General features: G+C 60.3%; 23 protein-coding genes. 16 read left to right on the forward strand and 7 right to left on the reverse strand.

What is annotated here, in order from left to right; translation table 11 throughout:
• Positions 1–39 precede the first annotated feature (39 nt).
• Positions 40–684, reverse strand: coding sequence for a dual specificity protein phosphatase family protein (locus tag CKW11_RS24320; RefSeq protein ID WP_095139719.1), 645 nt, complete (start codon positions 682–684; stop codon positions 40–42).
• A gap of 304 nt (positions 685–988) precedes the next feature.
• On the opposite strand from CKW11_RS24320, the gene CKW11_RS24325 reads away from it, so the two are divergent.
• The 4 genes from CKW11_RS24325 to CKW11_RS24340 all read left to right on the forward strand — a co-directional run bounded on the left by CKW11_RS24325 (position 989) and on the right by CKW11_RS24340 (position 5969).
• The gene (locus tag CKW11_RS24325) at positions 989–1735 is read left to right on the forward strand and encodes a gluconate 2-dehydrogenase subunit 3 family protein (protein WP_095139720.1); all 747 of its coding nucleotides are present in this window, start codon (positions 989–991) and stop codon (positions 1733–1735) included.
• A 2-nt stretch (positions 1736–1737) separates the two neighbouring features.
• The gene (locus tag CKW11_RS24330; protein WP_047597066.1) at positions 1738–3522 is read left to right on the forward strand and encodes a GMC family oxidoreductase; all 1785 of its coding nucleotides are present in this window, start codon (positions 1738–1740) and stop codon (positions 3520–3522) included.
• Positions 3523–3534: 12 nt separating this feature from the next.
• Positions 3535–4836 carry a cytochrome c gene (locus tag CKW11_RS24335; RefSeq protein WP_095139721.1) on the forward strand — a complete coding sequence of 434 codons (1302 nt, stop codon included), beginning with the start codon at positions 3535–3537 and terminating at the stop codon, positions 4834–4836.
• A gap of 74 nt (positions 4837–4910) precedes the next feature.
• Entirely contained in the window at positions 4911–5969 is a 1059-nt protein-coding gene (locus CKW11_RS24340; protein ID WP_095139722.1) for a PA0069 family radical SAM protein, read from the forward strand.
• Between the two features lie 85 nt (positions 5970–6054).
• Here the strand turns inward: CKW11_RS24340 and CKW11_RS24345 are convergent, their stop codons facing one another.
• The gene (locus tag CKW11_RS24345; protein ID WP_143500105.1) at positions 6055–6636 is read right to left on the reverse strand and encodes a hypothetical protein; all 582 of its coding nucleotides are present in this window, start codon (positions 6634–6636) and stop codon (positions 6055–6057) included.
• 484 nt (positions 6637–7120) lie between these two features.
• Between CKW11_RS24345 and CKW11_RS24350 the strand changes: the two genes are divergently transcribed.
• A complete protein-coding gene (locus tag CKW11_RS24350) occupies positions 7121–7852 on the forward strand; it encodes a carbonic anhydrase (protein WP_095139724.1) in 732 nt (243 codons plus the stop codon).
• Between the two features lie 89 nt (positions 7853–7941).
• Entirely contained in the window at positions 7942–9468 is a 1527-nt protein-coding gene (locus CKW11_RS24355) for a SulP family inorganic anion transporter (RefSeq protein WP_095139725.1), read from the forward strand.
• 135 nt (positions 9469–9603) lie between these two features.
• Here the strand turns inward: CKW11_RS24355 and CKW11_RS24360 are convergent, their stop codons facing one another.
• Positions 9604–10254, reverse strand: coding sequence for a hypothetical protein (locus CKW11_RS24360; RefSeq protein WP_095139726.1), 651 nt, complete (start codon positions 10252–10254; stop codon positions 9604–9606).
• Positions 10255–10624: 370 nt separating this feature from the next.
• On the opposite strand from CKW11_RS24360, the gene coxB reads away from it, so the two are divergent.
• The 4 genes from coxB (at position 10625) to CKW11_RS24380 (ending at position 15015) form a co-directional block, all read left to right on the forward strand.
• On the forward strand, positions 10625–11752 hold the full coding sequence (coxB, locus tag CKW11_RS24365) for a cytochrome c oxidase subunit II (protein WP_095139727.1): 1128 nt from the start codon (positions 10625–10627) through the stop codon (positions 11750–11752).
• Between the two features lie 82 nt (positions 11753–11834).
• Positions 11835–13421 (forward strand): cytochrome c oxidase subunit I, encoded by a 1587-nt coding sequence (ctaD, locus tag CKW11_RS24370; protein ID WP_047597053.1) that lies wholly within the window; start codon positions 11835–11837, stop codon positions 13419–13421.
• 129 nt (positions 13422–13550) lie between these two features.
• On the forward strand, positions 13551–14102 hold the full coding sequence (locus CKW11_RS24375; protein WP_095139728.1) for a cytochrome c oxidase assembly protein: 552 nt from the start codon (positions 13551–13553) through the stop codon (positions 14100–14102).
• Between the two features lie 25 nt (positions 14103–14127).
• Positions 14128–15015 (forward strand): cytochrome c oxidase subunit 3, encoded by an 888-nt coding sequence (locus CKW11_RS24380; protein ID WP_095139729.1) that lies wholly within the window; start codon positions 14128–14130, stop codon positions 15013–15015.
• Positions 15016–15024: 9 nt separating this feature from the next.
• Here CKW11_RS24380 and CKW11_RS24385 read toward each other — a convergent pair whose 3' ends face one another.
• Positions 15025–15228, reverse strand: coding sequence for a twin transmembrane helix small protein (locus CKW11_RS24385; protein ID WP_003220344.1), 204 nt, complete (start codon positions 15226–15228; stop codon positions 15025–15027).
• Positions 15229–15298: 70 nt separating this feature from the next.
• Between CKW11_RS24385 and CKW11_RS24390 the strand changes: the two genes are divergently transcribed.
• From CKW11_RS24390 to CKW11_RS24410, 5 genes are read left to right on the forward strand one after another with little or no spacing between them, the layout of a single operon-like run.
• Positions 15299–16039, forward strand: a complete 741-nt coding sequence (locus tag CKW11_RS24390) for an SURF1 family protein (RefSeq protein WP_095139730.1) — start codon at positions 15299–15301, stop codon at positions 16037–16039.
• A complete protein-coding gene (locus CKW11_RS24395; protein ID WP_095139797.1) occupies positions 16005–16598 on the forward strand; it encodes a hypothetical protein in 594 nt (197 codons plus the stop codon). The genes CKW11_RS24390 and CKW11_RS24395 overlap by 35 nt, the downstream gene beginning before the upstream one ends.
• A gap of 10 nt (positions 16599–16608) precedes the next feature.
• A complete protein-coding gene (locus CKW11_RS24400; protein WP_095139731.1) occupies positions 16609–17688 on the forward strand; it encodes a heme A synthase in 1080 nt (359 codons plus the stop codon).
• Positions 17676–18575 (forward strand): heme o synthase, encoded by a 900-nt coding sequence (cyoE, locus tag CKW11_RS24405; RefSeq protein ID WP_095139732.1) that lies wholly within the window; start codon positions 17676–17678, stop codon positions 18573–18575. Before CKW11_RS24400 ends, cyoE begins: the two co-directional genes overlap by 13 nt.
• Entirely contained in the window at positions 18572–19207 is a 636-nt protein-coding gene (locus tag CKW11_RS24410) for an SCO family protein (protein WP_095139733.1), read from the forward strand. The genes cyoE and CKW11_RS24410 overlap by 4 nt, the downstream gene beginning before the upstream one ends.
• 173 nt (positions 19208–19380) lie before the next feature.
• Here CKW11_RS24410 and CKW11_RS24415 read toward each other — a convergent pair whose 3' ends face one another.
• The 3 genes from CKW11_RS24415 to CKW11_RS24425 all read right to left on the reverse strand — a co-directional run bounded on the left by CKW11_RS24415 (position 19381) and on the right by CKW11_RS24425 (position 21910).
• On the reverse strand, positions 19381–20151 hold the full coding sequence (locus CKW11_RS24415) for a MetQ/NlpA family ABC transporter substrate-binding protein (RefSeq protein WP_095139734.1): 771 nt from the start codon (positions 20149–20151) through the stop codon (positions 19381–19383).
• Between the two features lie 77 nt (positions 20152–20228).
• Positions 20229–20903: a methionine ABC transporter permease gene (locus CKW11_RS24420; RefSeq protein WP_027610229.1), complete on the reverse strand. Its 675-nt coding sequence runs from the start codon at positions 20901–20903 to the stop codon at positions 20229–20231.
• Positions 20903–21910 carry a methionine ABC transporter ATP-binding protein gene (locus tag CKW11_RS24425; RefSeq protein ID WP_027610230.1) on the reverse strand — a complete coding sequence of 336 codons (1008 nt, stop codon included), beginning with the start codon at positions 21908–21910 and terminating at the stop codon, positions 20903–20905. Before CKW11_RS24425 ends, CKW11_RS24420 begins: the two co-directional genes overlap by 1 nt.
• A gap of 260 nt (positions 21911–22170) precedes the next feature.
• On the opposite strand from CKW11_RS24425, the gene katE reads away from it, so the two are divergent.
• A complete protein-coding gene (katE, locus tag CKW11_RS24430; RefSeq protein ID WP_095139735.1) occupies positions 22171–24312 on the forward strand; it encodes a catalase HPII in 2142 nt (713 codons plus the stop codon).
• The last annotated feature ends 42 nt before the right edge of the window (positions 24313–24354 follow it).

The following is a 24354-nucleotide window of genomic DNA, read 5'->3' on the forward strand; positions in this document are numbered from 1 at the left end:
GAATGACCCTCCACGGTGCAATGCCGTGGAGGGTGCGGCCTACTTGAGGTCGACCGACTGGAACCAACTCTTCATCGAGCAGGTGGCAAAGGCACTGGTGCTGCAGTCGCCGTTGGCCAGGGCGATGCGCAGTTTGTCGACATCAGCCTGCATCACATAACGCACGCCATCCTTGAAATGGCCGCTTTCACCAAAACCACCCTGAGTCATTTCGTTCAGCGCGTCTTCCTTGCTCCAGCCCTGCACCACGATCCGGTACATCGCCGCCATCAGGCCGGTGCGGTCGGAACCATGTTTGCAGTGCATCAGCACCGGGCCATTGGCTTCGGCAGCCTGAATCGCGCGTAACGTTTTGAGCACATCGGCGTCATCGACATGGTTGGTGTGATAAGGCAATTGCACTTGATTGATGTCGGGCTCAGACAGCCAACGGCTATCGGCTTCCGGCAGGAAGTTGATCACCGTCGCCACTTTCAGGTTCTTCAGCAACGGCACCACACCGCCATCGGGCAAGGCGCTGCGGTACAGCGTTGGCGACATCTGGAACAGGTTGTATTGCACTTGCACCGGTTGCGCCCACTCCGGAGGACGCGAGGGTGCAGCAGCGTCAGCCTGGGCCGGAATCAGGTGCAGCAGCGCAACAATCGACAAACACAAAGCAGGGAAAAGGCGCACTCGAGGCATGCTGGGCTGACCGTATCGGAATTCATAACGAAAGGCCTCGCAGCTTGTGCGTCTCACGGTCAAAGCCCTGTGAGGCACTTGTCAAAGAATTGTGAATCCGTGCGATTTCATTGAGACACGCATAAAAACCGGCGGCTTTTTTCCGCTGAATCGGTTTATCACGATGCATAGCCTGCTACCATTTGTCACACGATGTTGCAGGCGTCCCCCTTTTCCCGGTCAAACGGGCCCCACGCCGCGACGAAAAAATGCTCAAGCCGTTCGCAGAAACGGACAACCATCAATGCCTGATGAGGTGCACCCCATGTCTGATGCAGATCGAGACAACCCGCGGCGTGAGTTCTTGCGCAAATCCCTGACCCTGATTCCTGTGGTCACCCTTGCCGGTACCGGCTTGGGCAGCAGCGTGTTGCAAGCGGCGCCCGAGGCGGCCCCGGCGACGCCCGCAGCATCCCCTGCCAAGGCGGATGCCAGCGCTTACCAGCCAAGCTATTTCACCGCCGAGGAATGGGCCTTCATCAACGCCGCCGTAGCGCACTTGATCCCCAACGACGAGCAAGGCCCGGGCGCCCTGGAAGCCGGCGTGCCGGAATACATCGACCGCCAGATGAACACCCCGTATGCCGCCGGTGCTCTCTGGTACATGCAAGGCCCGTTCAACGCCGACGCCGCGCCGGAGATGGGCTGGCAGAGCAAACTGGTGCCAAAAGAGATCTATCGCCTGGGCATCGCTGCCACGGATCAGTGGGCAAAATCCCTCAACGGTAAAACATTTGCCGAGCAAGACAGCGCTACCCGAGAGAATTTGCTCAAGCAGCTCGAAGCCGGAAAACCGCAGTTCGATGCGGTTCCAGCGAAGATTTTCTTCAATCTGCTGCTGCAAAACACCAAGGAAGGGTTCTTCTGCGACCCGATCCACGGCGGCAATAAAGGCATGGTCGGCTGGACCATGATCGGCTTTCCCGGCGCCCGCGCCGATTTCATGGATTGGGTAGAACGCAACGAGCAATACCCCTTCCCGGCAGTGTCGATTCGCGGCGAGAGGGCTTGAGCATGGCAACCGTAATGAAGAAGGTCGACGCCGTGATCGTCGGTTTTGGCTGGACTGGCGCGATCATGGCCAAGGAGCTGACCGAGGCCGGGCTCAACGTGCTGGCGCTGGAGCGCGGGCCGATGCAGGACACCTACCCCGACGGCAACTATCCGCAGGTGATCGACGAACTCACCTACAGCGTGCGCAAGAAACTCTTTCAGGATATCTCGAAAGAAACCGTCACCATCCGCCACAGCGTCAACGACATCGCCCTGCCGAACCGCCAGTTGGGTGCGTTCCTGCCGGGCAATGGCGTCGGCGGCGCCGGTCTGCACTGGTCGGGCGTGCACTTTCGCGTCGATCCGATCGAACTGCGTATGCGCAGCCACTACGAAGAGCGTTACGGCAAGAGCTTCATCCCCAAGGACATGACCATCCAGGACTTCGGCGTCAGCTATGAAGAGCTGGAGCCGTTCTTCGATTTCGCCGAAAAAGTCTTCGGCACCTCCGGCCAGGCCTGGACCGTGAAGGGCCAACTGGTCGGTCAGGGCAAGGGCGGTAACCCTTACGCACCGGATCGCTCCAATCCGTTCCCGTTGGAAGCGCAGAAGAACACCGTTTCCGCACAGCTGTTCGGCAAAGCGGCGACAGAGGTCGGTTACAAACCCTACAACCTGCCCTCCGCGAATACTTCAGGCCCGTACACCAATCCTTACGGCGCACAGATGGGCCCGTGCAACTTCTGCGGGTTCTGCAGCGGTTACGTTTGCTACATGTACTCCAAGGCCTCGCCGAACGTGAACATTCTGCCGGCGCTCAAGCCGCTGCCGAATTTCGAGCTGCGGCCCAACTCGCATGTGCTGCGGGTCAACCTCGACAGCACCAAGTCCAAGGCCACCGGCGTGACTTACATCGACGGCCAGGGCCGCGAGATCGAGCAACCGGCGGATCTGGTGATCCTCGGCGCCTTCCAGCTGCACAACGTGCGGCTGATGCTGCTGTCGGGCATCGGCAAACCGTACGACCCGATCAGCGGCGAAGGCGTGGTCGGGCGTAACTTCGCCTACCAGAACATGGCGACCATCAAGGCGTTCTTCGACAAGGACACCCACACCAACAACTTCATCGGTGCCGGCGGCAACGGCGTGGCGCTGGACGATTTCAACGCCGACAACTTTGACCACGGCCCGCACGGCTTCGTCGGTGGCTCGCCAATGTGGGTCAACCAGGCGGGCAGCCGCCCGATTGCCGGCACCTCGAACCCGCCCGGCACCCCGGCCTGGGGTAGCCAGTGGAAGCGCGCGACCGCCGATTACTACACCCACCAGGTGTCGATGGACGCCCACGGCGCGCACCAGTCCTACCGTGGCAACTACCTCGATCTGGATCCGGTGTACCGCGATGCCTACGGCTTGCCGCTGCTGCGCATGACCTTCGACTGGCAGGAAAACGACATCAAGATGAACCGCTTCATGGTCGAGAAAATGGGCAAGGTCGCTCAAGCCATGGGCCCGAAAGCCATCGCGGTGATCGGCAAGCAGGTCGGTGATCACTTCAACACCGCGGCCTACCAGACCACCCACCTCAACGGCGGCGCAATCATGGGCACCGATCCGAAGAAGAGCGCCCTGAACCGTTACCTGCAGAGCTGGGACGTGCACAACGTTTTCGTACCGGGCGCGTCGGCGTTCCCGCAGGGCTTGGGTTACAACCCGACCGGGCTGGTCGCGGCGTTGACCTACTGGTCGGCCAAGGCAATCCGCGAGCAGTACCTGAAAAACCCCGGCCCGCTGGTTCAGGCATAAGGAGCGATGACTATGAAGAATATCGTTATCGCGACCCTGGCCCTGCTCGGCAGCGCGGCTGTACACGCCGCCGACGTCGATCAGGCGTTGATCAAACAAGGCGAATACCTTGCCCGCGCGGGTGACTGCGTGGCCTGCCACACCGCCAAGAACGGCAAGCCGTTCGCCGGCGGCCTGCCGATGGAAACGCCGATCGGCACGATCTACTCGACCAACATCACCCCGGACAAAACCGGCGTCGGTGATTACAGCTTCGAGGACTTCGACAAAGCGGTGCGCCACGGCGTCGCCAAAAACGGTAGTACGTTGTACCCGGCGATGCCGTATCCGTCCTACGCCCGGGTCAGCGAAACCGACATGCAGGCGCTGTACGCCTACTTCATGCACGGCGTCGAGCCGGTGGCGCAGGAGAACAAAGCCAGCGACATTCCATGGCCGCTCAGCATGCGCTGGCCGTTGATGGGCTGGCGCTGGCTGTTTGCGCCGAAGGTCGAGGACTACAAGACCACCTCGGCTGATCCGGTGATCGATCGTGGCGCCTATCTGGTCGAAGGCCTCGGCCATTGCGGCGCCTGCCATACGCCACGGGCGCTGACCATGCAGGAAAAATCCCTGAGCGCGGCGGACGGCAACAACTTCCTCGCCGGCAGTGCACCGCTGGAAGGCTGGATCGCTAAAAGTCTGCGGGGTGATCACAAGGATGGCCTGGGCAGCTGGAGCGAAGAGCAGCTGGTGCAATTTCTCAAGACCGGCCGCAGCGACCGCAGTGCAGTGTTCGGCGGCATGAGCGATGTGGTCACCCACAGCATGCAATACATGACCGACGCCGACCTGACCGCGATCGCCCGCTACCTCAAGTCGCTGCCGGCAGTTGATCCAAACGATCAGCCGCACCAGTACGACGAGAAAGCGGCCAAAGCCCTGTGGAACGGCGACGACAGCCAGCGCGGCGCAGCGGTGTACATCGACAACTGCGCGGCCTGCCACCGTACCGACGGCCATGGCTACACCCGGGTGTTCCCGGCGCTGGCGGGCAATCCGGTGCTGCAATCGGAGGATCCGACATCGCTGATCCACATCGTGCTCAAGGGCGGTACCTTGCCGGCGACGCACACGGCACCCTCGACCTTCACCATGCCGGGTTTCGCCTGGCGGTTGTCGGATCAGGAAGTGGCGGATGTGGTGAGTTTCATCCGTGGCAGCTGGGGCAACAAAGGTGCGCCGGTGAACGCCGCTGACGTTGCCGAACTACGCAAGGAGGATATGAAGCACACCTCCGGCGATGACCTCGGTCAGGTCACGCAACACAACTGACCAGTCGCCCGACGGCACTAGCCAGATGAGCAACGCCCCGATACTGTGTGCATATACAGTATCGGGGCGTTTTCATGTCTACTCCATTGCCACCACGGGGTCGCGGCACCGCGACCAACCCGCACAACCGCTTTGCACCGAACCGTTCGGTAGCCGAGGACGACGGCTGGTATCAGGAAGTGCCGGAGACGCAGAACACCGAGGTGATGATCGAGACCGCGAAAACCATCATCACCCGCAACACCTCGCCGGACCTGCCCTTTGATCGGTCGATCAATCCTTATCGCGGTTGCGAGCACGGTTGCATCTATTGCTATGCGCGACCAAGCCATGCCTATTGGGACATGTCGCCGGGGCTGGATTTCGAAACCCGGCTGATCGCCAAGACCAACGCCGCCCAGGTGCTGGAACAACAGTTGAACAAACGCGGTTACCAGTGCGCGCCAATCAACCTTGGCTCCAACACCGATCCGTATCAGCCCATCGAACGCGAGCACAAGATCACCCGGCAGACCCTTGAAGTGCTGCTGCGCTACCGGCATCCGGTGACCATTGTCACCAAGGGCTCGCTGATTTTGCGCGACCTCGACCTGCTCACCGAATTGGCGCAGCAACGGCTGGTGGCGGTGATGATCAGCCTTACCACCCTCGACGACGAACTCAAACGCATCCTCGAACCGCGAGCCGCTGCGCCGAAAGCACGGCTGCGGGCGATCCGGGTGATGCGCGAAGCGGGCATTCCGGTGGGGGTGCTGTGTTCGCCGATGATTCCGATGATCAACGACAGCGAAATCGAGAGCCTGCTGACCGAAGCCCATGCGGCTGGTGCGCAAAGCGCCGCGTACATGATGCTGCGCCTGCCGCTGGAAGTGGCGCCGTTGTTCGAGGAATGGTTGCAGGCGCACTATCCGCAGCGCGCGGCCCATGTCCTGAGCCTGATCCGCCAGAGCCGAGGCGGCGAGCTCTACGACAGCCGTTTCGGCGCGAGAATGCGTGGCGAGGGACCGTTCGCCGACCTGCTGGCGCAACGTTTCGCCAAAGCCATTAAACGTCTCGGTTTAAACCATCGTGAGGGCTATAACCTCGACTGCACGGCCTTCTGTCCGCCAGGGGCACAAATGGCTCTGCTGTAGGCAGAGCGCAAAACAATAAAAAATCGCCTGATGGAGTCTGGCTCCATCAAGCGATTATTTAGAACTACTGGCTTCGGAGAAGCTGTTACTTGAACCAGTTACTGATCCAGTCGACGATGCGGCGGGCGGTATTCTTGATGTTTTCCCAAGCGTTTTTCACCCACTCGACAAACTGCTCAACAATATTGCTGACCCAGAAATAGATCTCGTTGTATAACTTGCTGAAAAACGCCATGATCTGGTCCGATACAGAAAGGATTGCCCCCTGAGTCGCCGGATACTTTTCACCAATATCAATAGCCTTATCGAACATATCATCGATCATTTTGTTGGAAGATTCTTTCTGCGCTGCACGCTTCTCCTCCATACGCTTCCTGAACTCCTCGCTGGCAGCGTCACCACCACCGCTTTCCTTGAACCGCTCGGTGTCCGCGGTGATCTGATTCTGAATTTCATTGGTGTTAACGGCACCGTTTCTTTGCGAATCTTCTTTCAAGCCTTCAACTGCCGCGGTTTCTTCCGGTGTCAGCGAAGTGAGCGCAGAAACCGTTGGATAAACCGGTTTGACCAGAACTTGGCGGCGCGCCCCAGGCGTATGATCGCAACTTGCCTTATGAAATTCGCGCAGAGCATTCATGGTAGTAACAAAAGTAGTTTGAGTTGTCATTTTTTCAATCCCTGAATAATTAATTAGACGGACACACTAATCATGCCCGCCAAAAAACTATAGAAATAAAACGATTGAGCCACAACAACTTAGTCATTTCAAAATAATAAACTCGACTACAAATAGATCAACTAACATGAGACTCAAGCCAACTAATACTAACTTCCTCCCCATTATCAAATTAAAAATTCTTCGGCTTGGTCGCGCGGCCTTCTGTCCGCCGGGTCGCCACATGCCGTTGATTTAGCGACAATCAGCTTATGGTTGAGGCTTGGAATCCTTGCGTCGAAACACGCCAGTCACGTTTTTTGTGACCTGGAACACACGTTCTAGAGCGCTTGATTCAGTTTGAGTTAAGTTTCGGCGGCTACCTTGTTCATCGAGTGACTGACGGGTCGGGATGGCCCGGATGTTTTAAACAGCCACTGGCTTCATATCGGAATACACGGGAACGACTCCCCGAATCCGCCAAAGAGGATGAATCATGAGTGACAAGGATAAACAGCCGTTGGCTGCGTCGGCGCAAGCCGTCCCTGGGGCGGAATCCGCCGATGCAGCGCTGCGAACGATTGTTGACGGCTTTTTGCATTTTCATCATGAGGTCTTCCCCCAGCAGGAAGAACTCTTCAAGAAACTCGCCACGGCGCAATCGCCGCGGGCGATGTTCATCACCTGTGCCGACTCGCGCATCGTGCCCGAGCTGATCACCCAGAGCTCGCCGGGCGATCTGTTCGTGACCCGTAACGTCGGCAACGTCGTACCGCCTTACGGCCAGATGAACGGTGGCGTTTCCACCGCCATCGAATACGCGGTGCTGGCGCTGGGCGTGCAGCACATCATCATCTGCGGCCACTCCGATTGCGGCGCCATGCGCGCGGTGCTCAATACGGAGAGCCTGGAAAAAATGCCGACGGTCAAAGCCTGGCTGCGCCACGCCGAAGTGGCAAAAACCATGGTCCACGAAAACTGTAACTGCGCCGACGAAAAAGAAAGCATGCCGATCCTCACCGAGGAGAACGTCATCGCCCAACTGCAGCACTTGCGTACCCATCCTTCAGTAGCCTCACGCATGGCGAACGGTCAGCTGTTCATCCATGGCTGGGTCTACAACATCGAAACCAGTGAAATCAAAGCTTACGACGCGGATCAGGGACGCTTCCTGCCGCTCGACGGCAGCCATCCGATTCCGGTGGCGACGCCCAAAGCGCGCTTCTAAATCCTCCTAAAAATCTGTGTGGCATGACGCCGGCCGCTGTTCAGCGGCCCGGCTTCGCCACGCCTGAAGAAAGCTTCGGGAGAGTCATCATGCGTGCTGCTCAATTGAAAGCGGTGTTACCACGGGAGCTGCTGGCTTCGGTGGTTGTGTTTCTGGTCGCGTTGCCGCTGTGCATGGGCATTGCGATCGCTTCCGGGTTGCCGCCGGCCAAAGGTCTGATCACCGGGATCATCGGCGGTCTGGTGGTGGGTTGGCTGGCGGGCTCGCCGTTGCAGGTCAGCGGGCCGGCGGCCGGTCTGGCGGTGTTGGTGTTCGAGCTGGTGCGCCAGCACGGGATCGAGATGCTCGGGCCGATTCTGTTGCTCGCCGGTTTCCTGCAACTGGTGGCCGGGCGCCTGAAGCTCGGGTGCTGGTTTCGGGTGACGGCCCCAGCGGTGGTCTACGGCATGCTCGCCGGGATTGGCGTGCTGATCGTGCTCTCACAAATCCATGTGATGCTCGATGCCAAACCGCAACCGTCCGGGCTGGATAACCTCACGGCGTTCCCCGGCGCAGTGGCGCAAGCCTTGCCGTCGTTCGGCTGGCAGGCCGGATTGCTCGGCCTGGCGACCATTGCGGTGATGTGGCTGTGGGAGAAGTTTCGCCCGCATTCGCTGCGTTTCATTCCCGGTGCTCTGCTCGGCGTCGGTCTGGCCACGGGCGCCAGTCTGCTGCTGGCGTTGCAGGTGAAACGGGTCGAAGTGCCGGAGAACCTGGCCGAAGCCATCGACTGGCTGAAACCGGCGGACTTGCTCAGCCTCGCTGATCCAACCCTGCTGATTGCGGCTTTTGCCGTGGCGTTCATTGCCAGCGCCGAAACCCTGTTGTCTGCAGCGGCTGTAGACCGCATGCACAGCGGTGTGCGCTCGGACTTCGACCGTGAGCTGTCGGCGCAAGGTGTCGGCAACATGCTCTGCGGTCTGGTCGGTGCGTTGCCGATGACCGGGGTGATCGTGCGCAGCTCGGCCAACGTCCAGGCCGGTGCGACCACCCGATATTCGACGATCTTCCATGGTCTGTGGCTGCTGGCGTTCGTGCTGTTGCTGTCGAGCGTGCTGCAAAGCATTCCGGTGGCGAGTCTGGCAGGCGTGTTGGTGTACACCGGGTTCAAACTGGTCGATCTCAAAGCGTTTCGAGGCCTGGGTCGTTATGGGCGGATGCCGATGTTCACCTACGCCGCCACGGCCCTGGCGATCATCTTCACCGACCTGCTGACCGGTGTGCTGATCGGTTTCGGTCTGACGATGTTGAAACTGGCGTTCAAGGCTTCGCGGCTGAAGATCAGCCTGATCGATCTGCCGCAGGACGGCGAGATGGAATTGCGTCTGGTGGGCGCGGCGACGTTCCTCAAGGTGCCGGCGCTGACCCAGGTGCTGGGCAGTATTCCGCAGGGCACGACAGTGCATGTGCCGCTCAATAACCTGAGCTACATCGACCATTCGTGTCTGGAATTGCTGGAAGAGTGGGGCCGGGCGAATGCGGCCAAGGGGTCGAAACTGGTGATCGAGTCGCGCGGGTTGAAGCGACGGCTTGAGGGACGGATTCGGACCAATACCGGGATCGGTGCGGCAGGTTAAACCTGATCTTGAAATACCCCTGTGGGAGGGGGCTTGCTCCCGAATGCGGTGGGTCAGTCGACATTGATCGTGACTGATCCACCGCCTTCGGGAGCAAGCCCCCTCCCACAATCGGCATTTGTACTGGGCTTTGAATCAGGCGGCAGGCTGATCCAGCTCCAGGCCCACGCCCAGGCGGCGGCCCATGCATGGCCAGCGCTTCCATGCCGCGCCGGTGTCCGGGCTGCTCAGTTTATCGCGGTAGGCTTCTACCGACTCCAGCGCAAAACTCTCGTCGTTGAGCATCTCGTCGATGGCGTGATGCACGGCTTCGTCCAGTTGATTGGCAAATTCCTCACCGATCAGTTGGTGAGCAATCAGATTGGCGACCGTCATGTCCAAGGGGATCAGTGGCTGGCCTAAATGCTTGATGTACAGGTCGTTGACCTCTTCTACAAAGCGGTGCGCCAGATAGGCTTCGTCCAGCAGGCTGTCCAGACCGACATGCCCGGACATGATGGCCGGCGGCTGGAGGAAATACTGCTCGGCGATTCTCAGCACCGGTTTGATCTGCGATTCGATTCCCGCTTCCTTGGCGACATCATTGGCTGCATCCAGCAGGTCTGGCACTTCATCGATGTAGGCGGCGACAAAACGCGTCAGCACGCCGTTGGCGTCGGCTTCCGGCAACTGGATCGCCGGGTGTAAATGAGGCAGTTTGCTTTCCAGCTGACGGGTCAGCAGGCCGGTTTCCTTCTCGTGTTTTTGGGCTTTTTGGATCTGCTCGCGCAATGCGGCGGTGTTCATGAAAACTCCAGGGAACAAGGCAATGAAATAGGGAAGACATAAGTTAGCTGGCTTACGAAAAATGCTAAGACGCATTTGTCATAATTATTTCATCCTTGATGCAGCAGCGTTATATCGGTTCGCCACCACTCGTCTGCATCCTTCTCCATTCGTACCCTTGAGCGCAAGCCCCGGCTGTTTCAGATCATTTACGCCTCAACATTGCAATTCCCGATGGCTGTCTATACTCGCCATTGAATGGAGTTAGCTGATGACGCCCGACTGCACCCGCAGCAAGGCCCGGCGATTCAAGTTCGTAGTCTGATGCAGCCGCTCCCTTGCCGCAGGCGTTACGCCTCCGGGATAACAAGAACGATAAGGGGAACCCGCAATGATGCGACATCCACACGTCTGGATGGGCCTCCTGTTGTGGTCGATTTTCAGCCCGGCGCATGCGGCCTGGACTGTGAATATGGCGCCTGGAGCGACTGAAATCAGTCACGCAGTATTCGACCTGCACATGACCATTTTCTGGATCTGTGTGGTGATCGGGATCATCGTCTTCGGCGCCATGTTCTGGTCGATGATCGTGCATCGTCGCTCGACCGGACAGGTCGCCGCAAAATTCCACGAAAGTACCACCGTCGAAATTCTCTGGACTGTCGTGCCGCTGCTGATCCTGGTGGCGATGGCGGTTCCGGCGACCGCCACCCTGATCCGCATGTACGACACCAGTGAGCCGGATATCGATATCCAGATCACCGGTTACCAGTGGAAGTGGCACTACAAATACCTGGGACAGGACGTCGAGTTCTTCAGCAACCTGGCCACCCCCGCCGAACAGATCCACAACAAGGAAGCCAAGGGCGAGCACTACCTGCTCGAAGTCGACAAGCCGCTGGTGCTGCCGGTCGGCGCCAAGGTGCGCTTCCTCGTGACCTCCGCCGACGTTATCCACTCCTGGTGGGTGCCGGCCTTCGCGGTCAAACGCGATGCGATCCCGGGGTTCGTCAATGAAGCCTGGACGCGCGTCGACAAGCCCGGCCTCTACCGTGGCCAGTGCGCTGAATTGTGCGGCAAGGATCACGGTTTCATGCCGATCGTGGTCGAGGTCAAGGACAAGGCCGACTACGAGACATGGCTCGCCGAGCGCAAAGCCGAGGCCGCGCAGCTTAAAGAGCTGACCAGCAAGGAATGGACCCTCGACGAACTCAAGGAGCGCGGCGACAAGGTCTATCACACCACCTGCGTGGCCTGTCACCAGGCCGAAGGTCAGGGCCTGCCGCCAATGTTCCCGGCACTCAAGGGTTCGAAAATAGCCACCGGGCCGATCAAGGATCACTTGAGCATTGTCTTCCACGGCAAGCCCGGCACCGCCATGGCGGCGTTCGGCAAGCAGCTGTCGGAGGTCGATATCGCCGCGGTCGTGACCTACGAACGTAACGCCTGGGGCAACAACAAAGGCGACATGGTCACGCCAAAAGAAGTGCTGGAGCTCAAACAGGCGGAAAGCAAATGAGCCGGTCTATCGCGTACTTCGTGAACCGGCCGGGGCAACGCGCCCCGGCCCGCCCCGTCCACTCACGTAAAGGAGACCGGCCATGAGCGCTGTAATCGATGACCACGGTCATGCCGACCACGCCCACGGCCCCGCCAAAGGCCTGATGCGCTGGGTCCTGACCACCAACCACAAGGACATCGGCACGCTGTACCTGTGGTTCGCGTTCTGCATGTTCCTGCTCGGCGGCACGTTCGCCATGGTGATCCGCGCCGAGCTGTTCCAGCCCGGGCTGCAGATCGTCGAACCGGCGTTCTTCAACCAGATGACCACCATGCACGGCCTGGTGATGGTCTTCGGGGCGGTGATGCCGGCGTTCGTCGGCCTCGCCAACTGGATGATCCCGTTGATGATCGGCGCGCCGGACATGGCCCTGCCACGGATGAACAACTTCAGTTTCTGGCTGCTGCCGGCGGCATTCCTGCTGCTGGTCTCAACCCTGTTCACCGCCGGTGGCGGGCCGAACTTCGGTTGGACATTCTATGCGCCGCTGTCGACGACTTACGCGCCGGAAAGCGTGACGTTTTTTATCTTCGCCATCCACTTGATGGGGATCAGTTCGATCATGGGCGCGATCAACGTGGTCGCGACCATCCTCAACCTGCGCGCCCCCGGCATGACCCTGATGAAAATGCCGCTGTTCGTCTGGACCTGGCTGATCACCGCGTTTCTGCTGATCGCGGTGATGCCGGTACTGGCCGGGTGCGTGACGATGATGCTGATGGACATCCACTTCGGCACCAGTTTCTTCAGCGCCGCCGGTGGCGGTGACCCGGTGTTGTTCCAGCATGTGTTCTGGTTCTTCGGCCACCCCGAGGTGTACATCATGATCCTGCCGGCCTTCGGCGCCGTCAGCCAGATCATCCCGACCTTCTCGCGCAAGCCGCTGTTCGGCTACACCTCAATGGTCTATGCGACGGCGAGCATCGCGTTCCTGTCGTTCATCGTCTGGGCGCACCACATGTTCGTGGTCGGCATCCCGCTGGTGGGCGAGTTGTTCTTCATGTACGCGACCATGCTCATCGCCGTGCCCACCGGGGTGAAGGTGTTCAACTGGGCCAGCACCATGTGGCAGGGCTCGCTGACTTTCGAGACGCCGATGCTGTTTGCCGTGGCGTTTGTGATCCTGTTTTCCATCGGCGGTTTCTCCGGGCTGATGCTGGCCATCGCCCCGGCGGACTTCCAGTACCAGGACACCTACTTCGTGGTCGCGCACTTCCACTACGTGCTGGTGCCGGGGGCGATCTTCGGGATCTTCGCCTCGGCCTATTACTGGCTGCCGAAGTGGACCGGGCACATGTACGACGAAACCCTCGGCAAGCTGCACTTCTGGCTGTCGTTCGTCGGCATGAACCTGACCTTCTTCCCGATGCACTTTGTGGGGCTGGCGGGGATGCCACGGCGGATTCCGGACTACAACCTGCAGTTCGCCGACTTCAACATGGTCTCCTCGATCGGCGCGTTCATGTTCGGCGCCACGCAGATTTTCTTCCTGTTCATCGTGATCAAGACCATTCGCGGTGGCGCGCCGGCCCCGGCCAAACCGTGGGATGGCGCCGAAGGCCTGGAGTGGAGCGTGCCGTCGCCGGCGCCGTATCACACCTTTACCACGCCGCCGGAAGTGAAATGAAACGCCTGGCCTTTGTGGGAGGGGGCTTGCTCCCGAATGCGTCAGATCATTCAACTCATGTGTTGAATGATGAATGGCATTCGCGAGCAAGCCCGCTCCCACAGGGGATCTCGGTGGAGGCTGACAATCATGGCTGACTCGATCTCGCTGAAAAAACTGGTCATCCGGCTGCTGGGAGTCGTGGTCGCAATGTTTGTCTTCGGCTTTGCCCTGGTGCCGATCTACGACGTGATGTGCAAGGCCTTCGGCATCAATGGCAAGACTGGAGGGCAGTACGAGGGTGAGCAGGTGGTGGATACCTCTCGCCAGGTACGCGTGCAGTTTCTCTCGACCAACACCGCCGACATGCCGTGGGACTTCTATCCCAAACACGATGAATTGACCGCCAACCCCGGCGCGGTCAACGAGATGATTTTCATCGCGCGCAATCCCACCGACAAACCGATGAGTGCGCAAGCTGTGCCGAGCATCGCGCCGAGCAACGCTGCGGCGTATTTCCACAAGACCGAATGCTTTTGCTTTACCCAGCAGGTGCTGCAGCCGGGTCAGCAGATCGAGATGCCGGTGCGTTTCATCGTTGACCGCGACATGCCCAAGGACGTGAAGCACCTGACGCTGTCCTACACGCTGTTCGATATCACCGCCCGACATCCTCCGGTGGCTGTAAACACTGGCGGTTAAGCGTGCCCGATAAGGAGAACAATAAATGGCAACTCATGAGCATTATTTCGTTCCAGCCCAGAGCAAGTGGCCGATCATTGCCACGGTCGGGATGTTCGTCACCGTGTACGGCCTGGCCGTCTGGTTCAACGATCTGAAGGCCGCGCGCCCGGAATCTCACGGCCCGCTGATCTTTTTCATCGGTGGCCTGCTGGTGGCGTACATGCTGTTCGGCTGGTTCGGCACGGTGATCAAGGAAAGCCGCGCGGGACTTTACAGCGCACAGCTGGATCGCTCGTTCCGCTGGGGCATGAGCTGGTTCATCTTCTCCGAGGTGATGTTCTTCGTCGCTTTCTTCGGCGCACTGTTCTACGTGCGGCACATTTCCGGCCCGGCGCTGGGTGGCGAAGGCCCGAAAGGCATCGCCCACATGCTCTGGCCGAACTTCCAGTTCACCTGGCCGTTGCTGCACACCCCGGATCCGAAACTGTTCCCGCCGCCCAAGGAAGTCATCAGCCCGTGGGGCCTGCCGCTGATCAACACGATTCTGCTGGTCAGCTCCAGCGTCACCATCACCATCGCCCACCATGCCTTGAAGAAGGGCCATCGCGGCGCGCTGAAAATCTGGCTGGCGATCACCGTGCTGTTGGGCTGTGCGTTCCTCGGTTTCCAGGCGGAGGAATACATCCACGCTTATCACGAACTGGGCCTGACCCTGGGTTCGGGCATCTACGGCGCAACGTTCTTCATGCTCACCGGTTTCCACGGCGCCCACGTGACCATCGGCACGATCATTCTGTTCGTGATGCTGATGCGCATCATGAAGGGCCACTTCGACAACGAGCACCAGTTCGGTTTCGAAGCGGCGAGCTGGTATTGGCACTTCGTCGACGTGGTGTGGATCGGCCTCTTTATCTTCGTTTACGTACTCTGAGGATCTGCATTACCAAGGCGCATGCGACACCAGTTGGCCGCTGTAAAAGCCCCAGGCAATCAAGCCGACGGTGGCAGCGGCCAGTGCCACCCGAACACTCAAGGCGATCACCAGGCGATTCGAACTGCTGTCGTCCTTGACCAGGAAAAACAGGCCGCTGAACAGGCTGATCACCGTGGCAATCAGCAGCAGGACGATGGCTGCTTTTAGCATGGGAAGACTCCGGGGGACAGGCGATGCAGTTGAGTATAGCGAGCGCGACGACTGACTTTGTGGCGCGGCCATGAAGCGCTTTCGCCCGGGCGTGATACCGACCGTGGTGGTGGCGCTGTTGCTGCCACTGCTGGTGTCGCTGGGTTTCTGGCAACTGGGCCGCGGCGCGGAGAAAACCGCCCTGCTCACCAGTTACGCCGAGCGCCGCGCGGCTGACCCGATGGCCAGCAGCGAATTGCTGCATAGCACCGACCCGGCTTATCGCCGTGTGCATCTGCACGGCCAGTTCGATGCCGCGCACAGTCTGTTGCTCGACAACCGCCAACGCGACGGCAAGGTCGGCGTCGAGTTGCTGCAACCGTTTCAGGATCAACGCAGCGGCCAGTGGCTGCTAGTCAATCGCGGCTGGTTGCCGTGGCCGGATCGCCGCGTGCCGCCGCAATTCACCACACCTTCCGACGCATTGACTGTCGACGCCTGGGTCTACGTCGCCCCCGGTGCGACCTTCCAGTTGCACGCCGACCCGGCCAGCAGCACCTGGCCGCAAACCATCACCGCCGTCGAGCCGGCCAGGCTGTGGAAAACCCTCGAACGTGACGGCTTCGCCTACGAACTTCGCGCCGAACCCGGCCCCGCCAGCTATGAGGCCGACTGGCCGGTCGTCGCCATGGGCCCGGAAAAACACCTCGGTTACGCCGTGCAGTGGTTCGCGATGGCCACCGCCCTGCTCGGTCTCTATCTCTACCTTGGATTGCACAACGCAAAGGAGAACGACCATGGGAACGGCCATGAATCCACCCAGCATGTCTGAGGCGAAAACCCCGGCCGCCCGCCGCCGTGGAAGGATCCAGCTGTTGCTGATTGTGCTCGGCGTGGTCGGCCCGATGCTGCTCGCCACCGGCATGTACAAATTGCAGTTCTGGGTACCGGAGGGTCGCAGCTATCACGGCGAGCTGATCGGCAACGGCCAGACCCGCGGCGACCTCGGTGTGCAGGCCGACGAGCAACGCTGGCAGATGCTGGTGACCGCGCCGAAGGATTGCGCGGTGGACTGTCAGCAACTGGTGTACCTCGCCCGGCAGATCCAGATCGGTCTCGGCCGCGACGCCGGACGCGCCAGCCATGCCCTTGCCGCTGCCCAACCGCTGGGCTCCGAGTACGAAGCCAAGCTGAGCCGCGAATACCCGCAACTGCAACGCTATCCCCTGGACAGCGCAGCGTTGAGCAAGGCCAACGGCGACAAGGCCACGCCGCAGCTGTGGATCATCGACCCCCACGGCAACCTCGTACTGCGCTACGAACCGAGCGTGAAGGGCAAGGACCTGCTCAACGACCTGCGTCATCTGCTGAAACTGTCGAACATCGGATAAGGGCATCGTCATGGCCAAACCTGGATTTCGCCTCGCGCTGTTTGCCACCCTGCTGGCACTGATCGTCGTGCTGCTCGGCGCCTACACCCGCCTGACCCACGCAGGCCTGGGCTGTCCGGACTGGCCGGGCTGCTACGGCTTTATCAGCGTGCCGAAAAGCGAAGCCCAACTGGCCCATGCCGAATTGCACTACCCCGATTCGCCGGTGGAGGCGCACAAGGGCTGGAACGAGATGATCCACCGTTACTTCGCGGGCACTCTCGGCCTGCTGATTGCGATTCTGGCGGGGCGTGCCTGGGTTAATCGTGGTCATCCGGGTCAGCCACTGAAACTGCCGCTGTTTCTGCTGGCGGTGGTGTTCGCCCAGGCAGCGTTCGGCATGTGGACGGTGACGCTCAAGCTCTGGCCGCAAGTGGTCACCGGGCATCTGCTCGGCGGTTTTGCGACCTTGAGTCTGCTGTTTTTGTTGACGTTGCGATTGTCCGGAGTGTTGCCGGCGCTGACCGTGCCCAAGCGTTTGCAGTATTGGGCGACGGCGGGATTGTTGCTGGTGATTGGCCAGATCGCGCTGGGCGGCTGGGTCAGTTCCAATTACGCGGCGGTGGCCTGCATCGATTTTCCGACCTGCCACGGGCAATGGTTGCCGCCAGCGGATTTCGCCAACGGTTTTCACCTGACCCAACACATCGGCCCGAATTATCTCGGCGGACAACTGGACAGTGATGCGCGCACGGCGATTCACCTGACTCACCGGATCGGCGCGCTGTTGGTGACTTTGGTGCTGCTCGGTCTCGCCTGGCAATTGAAAGTCGTCGGCATGACGCGGCTGGCCGGTCTGGTGCTGATCGCCCTCGCCGCACAAATCACCCTCGGCATCAGCAACGTGCTTTTCCATCTGCCGCTGCCGGTGGCGGTTGCACATAACGCTGGCGGCGCGGCGCTGTTGCTGACGATTGTGCTGGTCAATTACCACGCGCGCACCAGTCTGGTTCGGGTCAAACAACCGGTGCTCGCACGCTGGCGCCTGAGCCCGCGTAAACACGTGGCGGCGCCCATCACCATAAAAGGAGAAACGCCGTGGCGATTCTGATTGGCGAACGCCCGCATCAGGCGCTCTGGCGTGATTATCTGGAGCTGACCAAGCCGAAAGTGGTGGTGCTGATGCTGATCACCTCGCTGGTCGGCATGTTCCTCGCGACCCGCGCCGGGGTGCCGTGGACGGTGCTAGTGTTCGGCAATCTGGGGATCGCGCTATGTGCCGGCGGCGCGGCGGTGGTCAACCATGTGGTGGATCGACGCATCGACGCACTGATGGCGCGCACGCACAAACGACCATTGGCCGAGGGTCGGGTTTCGCCGACAGCGGCGCTGACCTTTGCGCTGGTGCTGGCGCTGCTCGGGCAGGCTTTGCTGCTGACCTTCACCAATCCGCTGACCGCCTGGCTGACGCTGGCTTCGCTGCTCGGTTACGCAGTGATCTACACCGGCTTCCTCAAACGTGCGACGCCACAGAACATCGTCATCGGCGGTCTTGCCGGCGCCGCCCCTCCGCTGCTCGGCTGGACCGCCGCCACCGGCCATGTCAGCGCCGAACCGTTGCTGCTGGTGCTGATCATCTTCGCCTGGACCCCGCCGCACTTCTGGGCGCTGGCGATTCATCGCAAGGAGGAATACGCCAAGGCCGACATCCCGATGCTGCCGGTGACCCACGGCGAGCACTACACCAAGGTGCACATTCTGCTGTACACCTTCGCCCTGCTCGCGGTGAGCCTGCTGCCGTATGTGATCCATATGAGCGGCGTGCTGTATCTGGTTTGCGCGCTGGCGCTGGGCGCAAGGTTTCTGCAATGGGCCGTGGTGCTGTACCGTGGCACTCGGCCGCACGCGGCGATCAACACCTTCAAGTACTCTATTTGGTACTTGTTCCTGTTGTTCATCGCCCTGCTCGTAGACCACTACTTACTGTTGAACCTATGACTCGAACCCAGAAAACCGTCTTCATCCTCGTCGCCGTGATCGCGCTGATCCTGGGACTGACCGTCAACAAAGTCCTGAGTGGCAAAGGCCAGGGCGACCCCACCGCGCTGATCGACGCCGGCATCATCCTGCTGCCGCAGAGCCGCACCCTGCCGGACGTGACAATGACTAATCAGGATGGCCAACCGGTCGCCATCGACGAGTTGAAAGGCAAGTGGAGTCTGCTGTTCTTCGGCTACACCTTCTGCCCGGACATCTGCCCGACCACCCTCGCCCAACTGCGCCAGATCAAGAGCGAATTGCCCAAAGACGCGGTGGACAAGTTGCAGATCGTACTGGTCAGCGTCGACCCGAATCGCGACAACCCGCAGCAGTTGAAGCAGTATCTGGGCTACTTTGATCCACAGTTCGTGGGCCTGACGCCGAAGTCGATCGAAGAACTGCAAAAGGTGGCGAATGCCGTGAGCATCCCGTTCATTCCGGCCGATACCAGCAAGCCGAACTACACGGTGGATCACAGCGGCAACCTGGCGGTGATTGGCCCGGACGGGACGCAGCGCGGGTTCATCCGTGCGCCGCTGAACAACGCCAAACTGGTTGCGCAGCTGCCGGTGATGCTTAACCGCAAGTAGCAACAACACTGAACCAGTGTGGGAGCGGGCTTGCTCGCGAATGCAGTGGGTCAGATAAAGAAATGTTGGCTGACACACCGCATTCGCGAGTAAGCCCGCTCCCACAGGGACGGTGTTCCGGGCACAAAAAAGGGGGCGCTCATGGCGCCCCCTTTTCGTTGCAGCAATCTAAATCAGAACGCCGGCAATACCGCGCCTTTGTACTTCTCGGTAATGAATTTCTTCACTTCCGGGCTGTGCAGCGCAGCCGCCAGTTTCTGCATCGCTTCGCTGTCCTTGTTGTCCGCACGGGACACCAGGATGTTCACGTACGGCGAGTCGTTGCCTTCGATCACCAGCGCATCCTTGGACGGATCGAGCTTGGCTTCCAGCGCGTAGTTGGTGTTGATCAGCGCCAGATCGACCTGGGTCAGCACGCGCGGGATGGTCGCGGCCTCCAGTTCACGGATTTTCAGGTCTTTCGGGTTCTGCGCGATGTCTTTCGGGGTCGACAGAATGTTGGTCGGATCCTTCAGGGTGATCAGGCCAGCCTTGGCCAGCAGCAACAGCGCACGGCCGCCGTTGGTGGCGTCGTTCGGGATCACCACGTTGGCGCCGCTTGGCAGGTCCTTCAGATCCTTGATCTTGTTCGAGTAGGCGCCCAGTGGTTCCAGATGCACGCCGGTCACCGCCACCAGGCTGGTGCCCTTGGCCTTGTTGAACTCATCGAGGTATGGCTGGTGCTGGAAGAAGTTGGCGTCCAAGCGCTTTTCAGCCACCTGCACGTTCGGCTGAATGTAGTCGGTGAAGACCTTGACCTTCAGATCCACGCCTTCTTTGGCCAGAGCAGGCTTCACGAATTCGAGGATTTCCGCGTGTGGCACCGGGGTGGCGGCGACAGTCAGGGTTTCGGCGTGGGCCGAAAAAGCGGCTACGGCAGCGAAAGCAGCGATCAGTTTTTTCATTCAGCTAACTCCTTATGAGGCGCCCGTCTGGCGCCTGCCAGCGAATGGCCGGCTCATTTCTTGATTACAAAAACCGGTTATTTGCGCGAGAAATGCACGACCAGTCGATCACCTACCATTTGCAGCACTTGCACCAGAATCAGCAGCAACACCACGGTGACGATCATCACGTCAGTCTGGAAACGTTGATAGCCGAAACGGATCGCCAGGTCACCCAGACCACCGGCACCGACCACACCGGCCATTGCCGTGTAGGACACCAGGGTAATCGCGGTCACCGTAATCGCCGCGAAGATGCCCGGACGGGCTTCCGGCAGCAAGGCGTTCATGATGATCTGCCGGGTGGTCGCGCCCATCGACTGGGTGGCTTCGATGATGCCGCGATCGACTTCACGCAGCGCGGTTTCCACCAGACGCGCGAAGAACGGGGTCGCACCTACCACCAACGGCGGAATCGCACCGGCCACGCCCAGCGAAGTGCCGGTGATCAGCACGGTGAACGGGATCATCACGATCAACAGAATGATGAACGGCAACGAACGCAGTATGTTCACCGCCAACGACATGAAGGCATAGAGGCCACGGTTTTCCAGCAACTGACGCGGGCTGCAGAGGAATAGCAGCACACCCAGCGGCAGGCCGAGCAATACGGTGAACAGCAGCGAACCACCGAGCATCAGCATGGTGTCGCCAGTGGCCAGCCAGATTTCCAGCCAATCGATGTTCTCGAAGAAAGCCTTGAGCATTTCCATTAACGCAGCACCTCCATATGAACGTCAGCGGCGGTGAAGCGGGCGAACGCCGCTTCCATGTCGCCACCGGTGACGGCGAGGGTCAATTGCCCGTAAGGAATGTCTTTGATGCGGTCGATGCGACCGGCGAGGATGCTGTAGTCGACCCCGGTTTCCCGGGCAACGGTACCGAGCAACGGCGCGTAGGTCGCTTCGCCCTGGAAGGTCAGACGCACGATGCGGCCCGGCACGTGAGCGAAGTCATCGCGCTGTTCGCTTTCGTCGATCTGCTCGCTTTCCTGGACGAAACGCTTGGTGGTCGGGTGCTGCGGATGCAGGAACACATCGGCTACCGAACCCTGCTCGACGATCACCCCGGCGTCCATCACTGCCACCTGATCGCAGACGCGACGGATCACGTCCATCTCGTGGGTGATCAGGACGATGGTCAGCTTCAGTTCACGATTGATCTCGGCCAGCAGTTGCAGAACCGACGCGGTGGTCTGCGGGTCGAGGGCGCTGGTGGCCTCGTCGCACAGCAGAATTTTCGGCTTGGTCGCCAGGGCGCGGGCGATGCCGACGCGCTGCTTCTGGCCGCCGGACAGCTGCGCCGGATACTTCTTGGCGTGATCGGACAGACCGACCCGCGCCAGCAATTCGGCGACGCGCTGATTGATCTCGCTGCTCGACAGTTCGCCGGCCAGGGTCAGCGGCAGCGCGACGTTGTCGGCCACGGTCTTGGAGGCGAGCAGGTTGAAGTGCTGGAAGATCATCCCGACTTGCTGGCGGAAACGGCGCAGGCCGTTGGCGTCCAGCGCGGTGACTTCTTCGCCGTCGACGATGATCTTGCCGCCGCTGGAGTCTTCCAGGCGATTGATCAGACGCAGCAGGGTACTTTTTCCCGCACCGGAATGGCCGATCAGGCCGAAGACCTGACCGTTTTCAATTGAAAGACTGGTCGGGTGCAGGGCGGGGATGTCCTTACCGGCGACGCGGTAAGTTTTGTGGACGTTTTGAAACTCGATCACGTAGCGAACCTTGTGGGGCGCGTTAGAAAAGGATCAGCGGTTAGCCGGGCGCGCATTTTAGCCTGTCCGTATAGAGGTTCTTAGCATTTATTTCGCAATTAACCTTCGATTTGGCAATAACAAGATCAAAGGTCATAAAAAAGGAACGCCCGTTCCCGCTCATTGGTCACTAGTTAAGCGACTTGAAACCCTGGGTAACCGTGCCCGGAAACGCTCAAGAGTCCCCGTCGAAATGGGGTCAACCGAGGAGTTTACGTCTGATGAGCAGCAAGAAACCTACGACCGACAAAAGCCAGCTGGCCGGAACCGATACCAAGGATCGCGCCAACACCAACGCCAAACTCGACAGCCTGGAGAAATTTCGCTCCGACGCTACCGGCCAGGCCCTGCGCACCAACCAAGGGGTAAAGGTCGCCGATAACCAGAACACGCTCAAGGCCGGCCCGCGCGGGCCGTCGTTGCTGGAAGACTTCATCATGCGTGAGAAAATCACGCACTTTGACCACGAACGCATTCCGGAGCGCATCGTTCACGCGCGCGGCACCGGCGCCCATGGTTTCTTCCAGGCCTACGAGAACCATTCGACACTGACCAAGGCCGGCTTCCTGCAAGACCCGGGGAAAAAGACCCCGGTATTCGTGCGTTTTTCCACGGTGCAGGGGCCACGCGGTTCCGGTGACACCGTGCGCGACGTGCGCGGTTTCGCGGTGAAGTTCTTCACCGACGAGGGCAACTTCGATCTGGTCGGCAACAACATGCCAGTGTTCTTCATCCAGGACGCGATCAAGTTCCCCGACTTCGTCCACGCGGTGAAGCCCGAGCCACACAATGAGATCCCCACTGGTGGCTCGGCCCACGACACCTTCTGGGACTTCGTCTCGCTGGTGCCGGAATCGGCGCACATGGTGATCTGGGCGATGTCCGACCGGGCGATCCCGAAAAGCCTGCGCAGCATGCAGGGCTTTGGCGTGCACACCTTCCGCCTGATCAACGCCGAGGGCAAATCGCGCTTCGTCAAATTCCACTGGCGCCCGACCGCCGGCACCTGCTCGCTGGTGTGGGACGAGGCGCAGAAGCTCGCCGGTAAAGACACCGACTACCACCGCCGCGACCTCTGGGAAGCCATCGAGATGGGCGACTACCCGGAATGGGAGCTGGGCGTGCAGATCATCGAGGAGGAAAACGAACACGACTTCGATTTCGACATCCTCGACCCGACCAAGCTGATCCCCGAAGAAATCGTGCCGATCACCCCGCTGGGCAAGATGACCCTCAACCGCAACCCGGATAACTTCTTCGCCGAGACCGAACAGGTCGCGTTCTGCCCCGGCCACATCGTGCCCGGCATCGACTTCTCCAATGACCCGCTGCTGCAAGGTCGGCTGTTTTCCTACACCGACACGCAAATCAGCCGACTGGGTGGGCCGAACTTTCATGAGCTGCCGATCAACCGCCCGGTCGCACCGTTTCACAACGGCCAGCGCGACGCGCAGCACCGCACAGTGATCGACAAAGGGCGCGCGTCCTACGAGCCGAACTCGATCGACGGCGGCTGGCCGAAAGAAACCCCGCCAGCCGCGCAGGACGGCGGCTTCGAGAGTTACCCGGAACGCATCGATGCGAACAAGATCCGCCAGCGCAGCGAGTCGTTCAGCGACCACTTCTCGCAAGCACGGCTGTTCTTCAACAGCATGAGTGAGCACGAGAAGGAACACATCATCGCCGCGTACAGCTTCGAGCTGGGCAAGGTCGAACGTGAGTTCATCCGTGCACGGCAGGTGAACGAGATTCTCGCCAACATCGACCTGGAACTGGCTAAACGCGTGGCGGCCAACCTCGGATTGCCAGCGCCAGGCAAAGGCACGGTCGAGGTGCGTAAAACCTCGTTCGATCATTCGCCGGCGCTGAGTCAGGCCAACCTGCTGCCAGAGGACATCAAAACCCGAAAAGTGGCGATTCTTGCCGCTAACGGCGTCGATGGTGCAGCGATTGATGCGATGAAAAAGGCCTTGGAAGCAGAAGGTGCGCACGCCAAGCTGCTAGGCCCGACTTCGGCACCGGTGAAGACTGCCGACGGCAAAGCCCTGCCGGTGGACGCGTCCATGGAGGGCATGCCATCGGTAATCTTCGATGCGGTGTTCGTGCCAGGTGGCGCGGCGTCGATCAAGGCGTTGAGTGGCGACGGCGTGGCGCTGCATTACCTGCTGGAGGCCTACAAGCACCTGAAGGCGATTGCGCTGCACGGCGAGGCCAAGCAATTGCAGGATCTGCTGAAGCTCGAGGCGGATGCGGGGTTGCTGCAGGGCAAGGATGTACCGGGGTTGACCAAGCCGTTCTTCGCGGCGATCGGGCAGCATCGGGTTTGGGCGCGGGAGCCTAAGGCCAAGGCTATTCCAGCTTAAGTTCTTGGCTGGCGGCTGAGAGGACGCTTTCGCGAGCAAGCC

Origin of the sequence: Pseudomonas sp. Irchel s3a10 (assembly GCF_900187525.1) — a bacterium.
GTDB lineage: Bacteria > Pseudomonadota > Gammaproteobacteria > Pseudomonadales > Pseudomonadaceae > Aquipseudomonas > Aquipseudomonas koreensis_G.

Excerpts from the sequence above, each read along its gene's own strand:
- CKW11_RS24415 (WP_095139734.1), bottom strand. The coding sequence starts at position 20,151 with ATGAAAAAACTGATCGCTGCTTTCGCTGCCGTAGCCGCTTTTTCGGCC.
- CKW11_RS24410 (WP_095139733.1), top strand. The coding sequence starts at position 18,572 with ATGACTCGAACCCAGAAAACCGTCTTCATCCTCGTCGCCGTGATCGCG.
- CKW11_RS24340 (WP_095139722.1), top strand. The coding sequence starts at position 4,911 with ATGTCTACTCCATTGCCACCACGGGGTCGCGGCACCGCGACCAACCCG.
- CKW11_RS24335 (WP_095139721.1), top strand. The coding sequence starts at position 3,535 with ATGAAGAATATCGTTATCGCGACCCTGGCCCTGCTCGGCAGCGCGGCT.
- CKW11_RS24355 (WP_095139725.1), top strand. The coding sequence starts at position 7,942 with ATGCGTGCTGCTCAATTGAAAGCGGTGTTACCACGGGAGCTGCTGGCT.
- CKW11_RS24420 (WP_027610229.1), bottom strand. The coding sequence starts at position 20,903 with ATGGAAATGCTCAAGGCTTTCTTCGAGAACATCGATTGGCTGGAAATC.
- CKW11_RS24320 (WP_095139719.1), bottom strand. The coding sequence starts at position 684 with ATGCCTCGAGTGCGCCTTTTCCCTGCTTTGTGTTTGTCGATTGTTGCG.
- katE (WP_095139735.1), top strand. The coding sequence starts at position 22,171 with ATGAGCAGCAAGAAACCTACGACCGACAAAAGCCAGCTGGCCGGAACC.
- CKW11_RS24375 (WP_095139728.1), top strand. The coding sequence starts at position 13,551 with ATGGCTGACTCGATCTCGCTGAAAAAACTGGTCATCCGGCTGCTGGGA.
- CKW11_RS24400 (WP_095139731.1), top strand. The coding sequence starts at position 16,609 with ATGGCCAAACCTGGATTTCGCCTCGCGCTGTTTGCCACCCTGCTGGCA.
- CKW11_RS24350 (WP_095139724.1), top strand. The coding sequence starts at position 7,121 with ATGAGTGACAAGGATAAACAGCCGTTGGCTGCGTCGGCGCAAGCCGTC.
- CKW11_RS24395 (WP_095139797.1), top strand. The coding sequence starts at position 16,005 with ATGGGAACGGCCATGAATCCACCCAGCATGTCTGAGGCGAAAACCCCG.
- CKW11_RS24345 (WP_143500105.1), bottom strand. The coding sequence starts at position 6,636 with ATGACAACTCAAACTACTTTTGTTACTACCATGAATGCTCTGCGCGAA.
- ctaD (WP_047597053.1), top strand. The coding sequence starts at position 11,835 with ATGAGCGCTGTAATCGATGACCACGGTCATGCCGACCACGCCCACGGC.
- CKW11_RS24385 (WP_003220344.1), bottom strand. The coding sequence starts at position 15,228 with ATGCTAAAAGCAGCCATCGTCCTGCTGCTGATTGCCACGGTGATCAGC.
- CKW11_RS24325 (WP_095139720.1), top strand. The coding sequence starts at position 989 with ATGTCTGATGCAGATCGAGACAACCCGCGGCGTGAGTTCTTGCGCAAA.
- CKW11_RS24360 (WP_095139726.1), bottom strand. The coding sequence starts at position 10,254 with ATGAACACCGCCGCATTGCGCGAGCAGATCCAAAAAGCCCAAAAACAC.
- CKW11_RS24390 (WP_095139730.1), top strand. The coding sequence starts at position 15,299 with ATGAAGCGCTTTCGCCCGGGCGTGATACCGACCGTGGTGGTGGCGCTG.
- CKW11_RS24380 (WP_095139729.1), top strand. The coding sequence starts at position 14,128 with ATGGCAACTCATGAGCATTATTTCGTTCCAGCCCAGAGCAAGTGGCCG.
- coxB (WP_095139727.1), top strand. The coding sequence starts at position 10,625 with ATGATGCGACATCCACACGTCTGGATGGGCCTCCTGTTGTGGTCGATT.
- CKW11_RS24330 (WP_047597066.1), top strand. The coding sequence starts at position 1,738 with ATGGCAACCGTAATGAAGAAGGTCGACGCCGTGATCGTCGGTTTTGGC.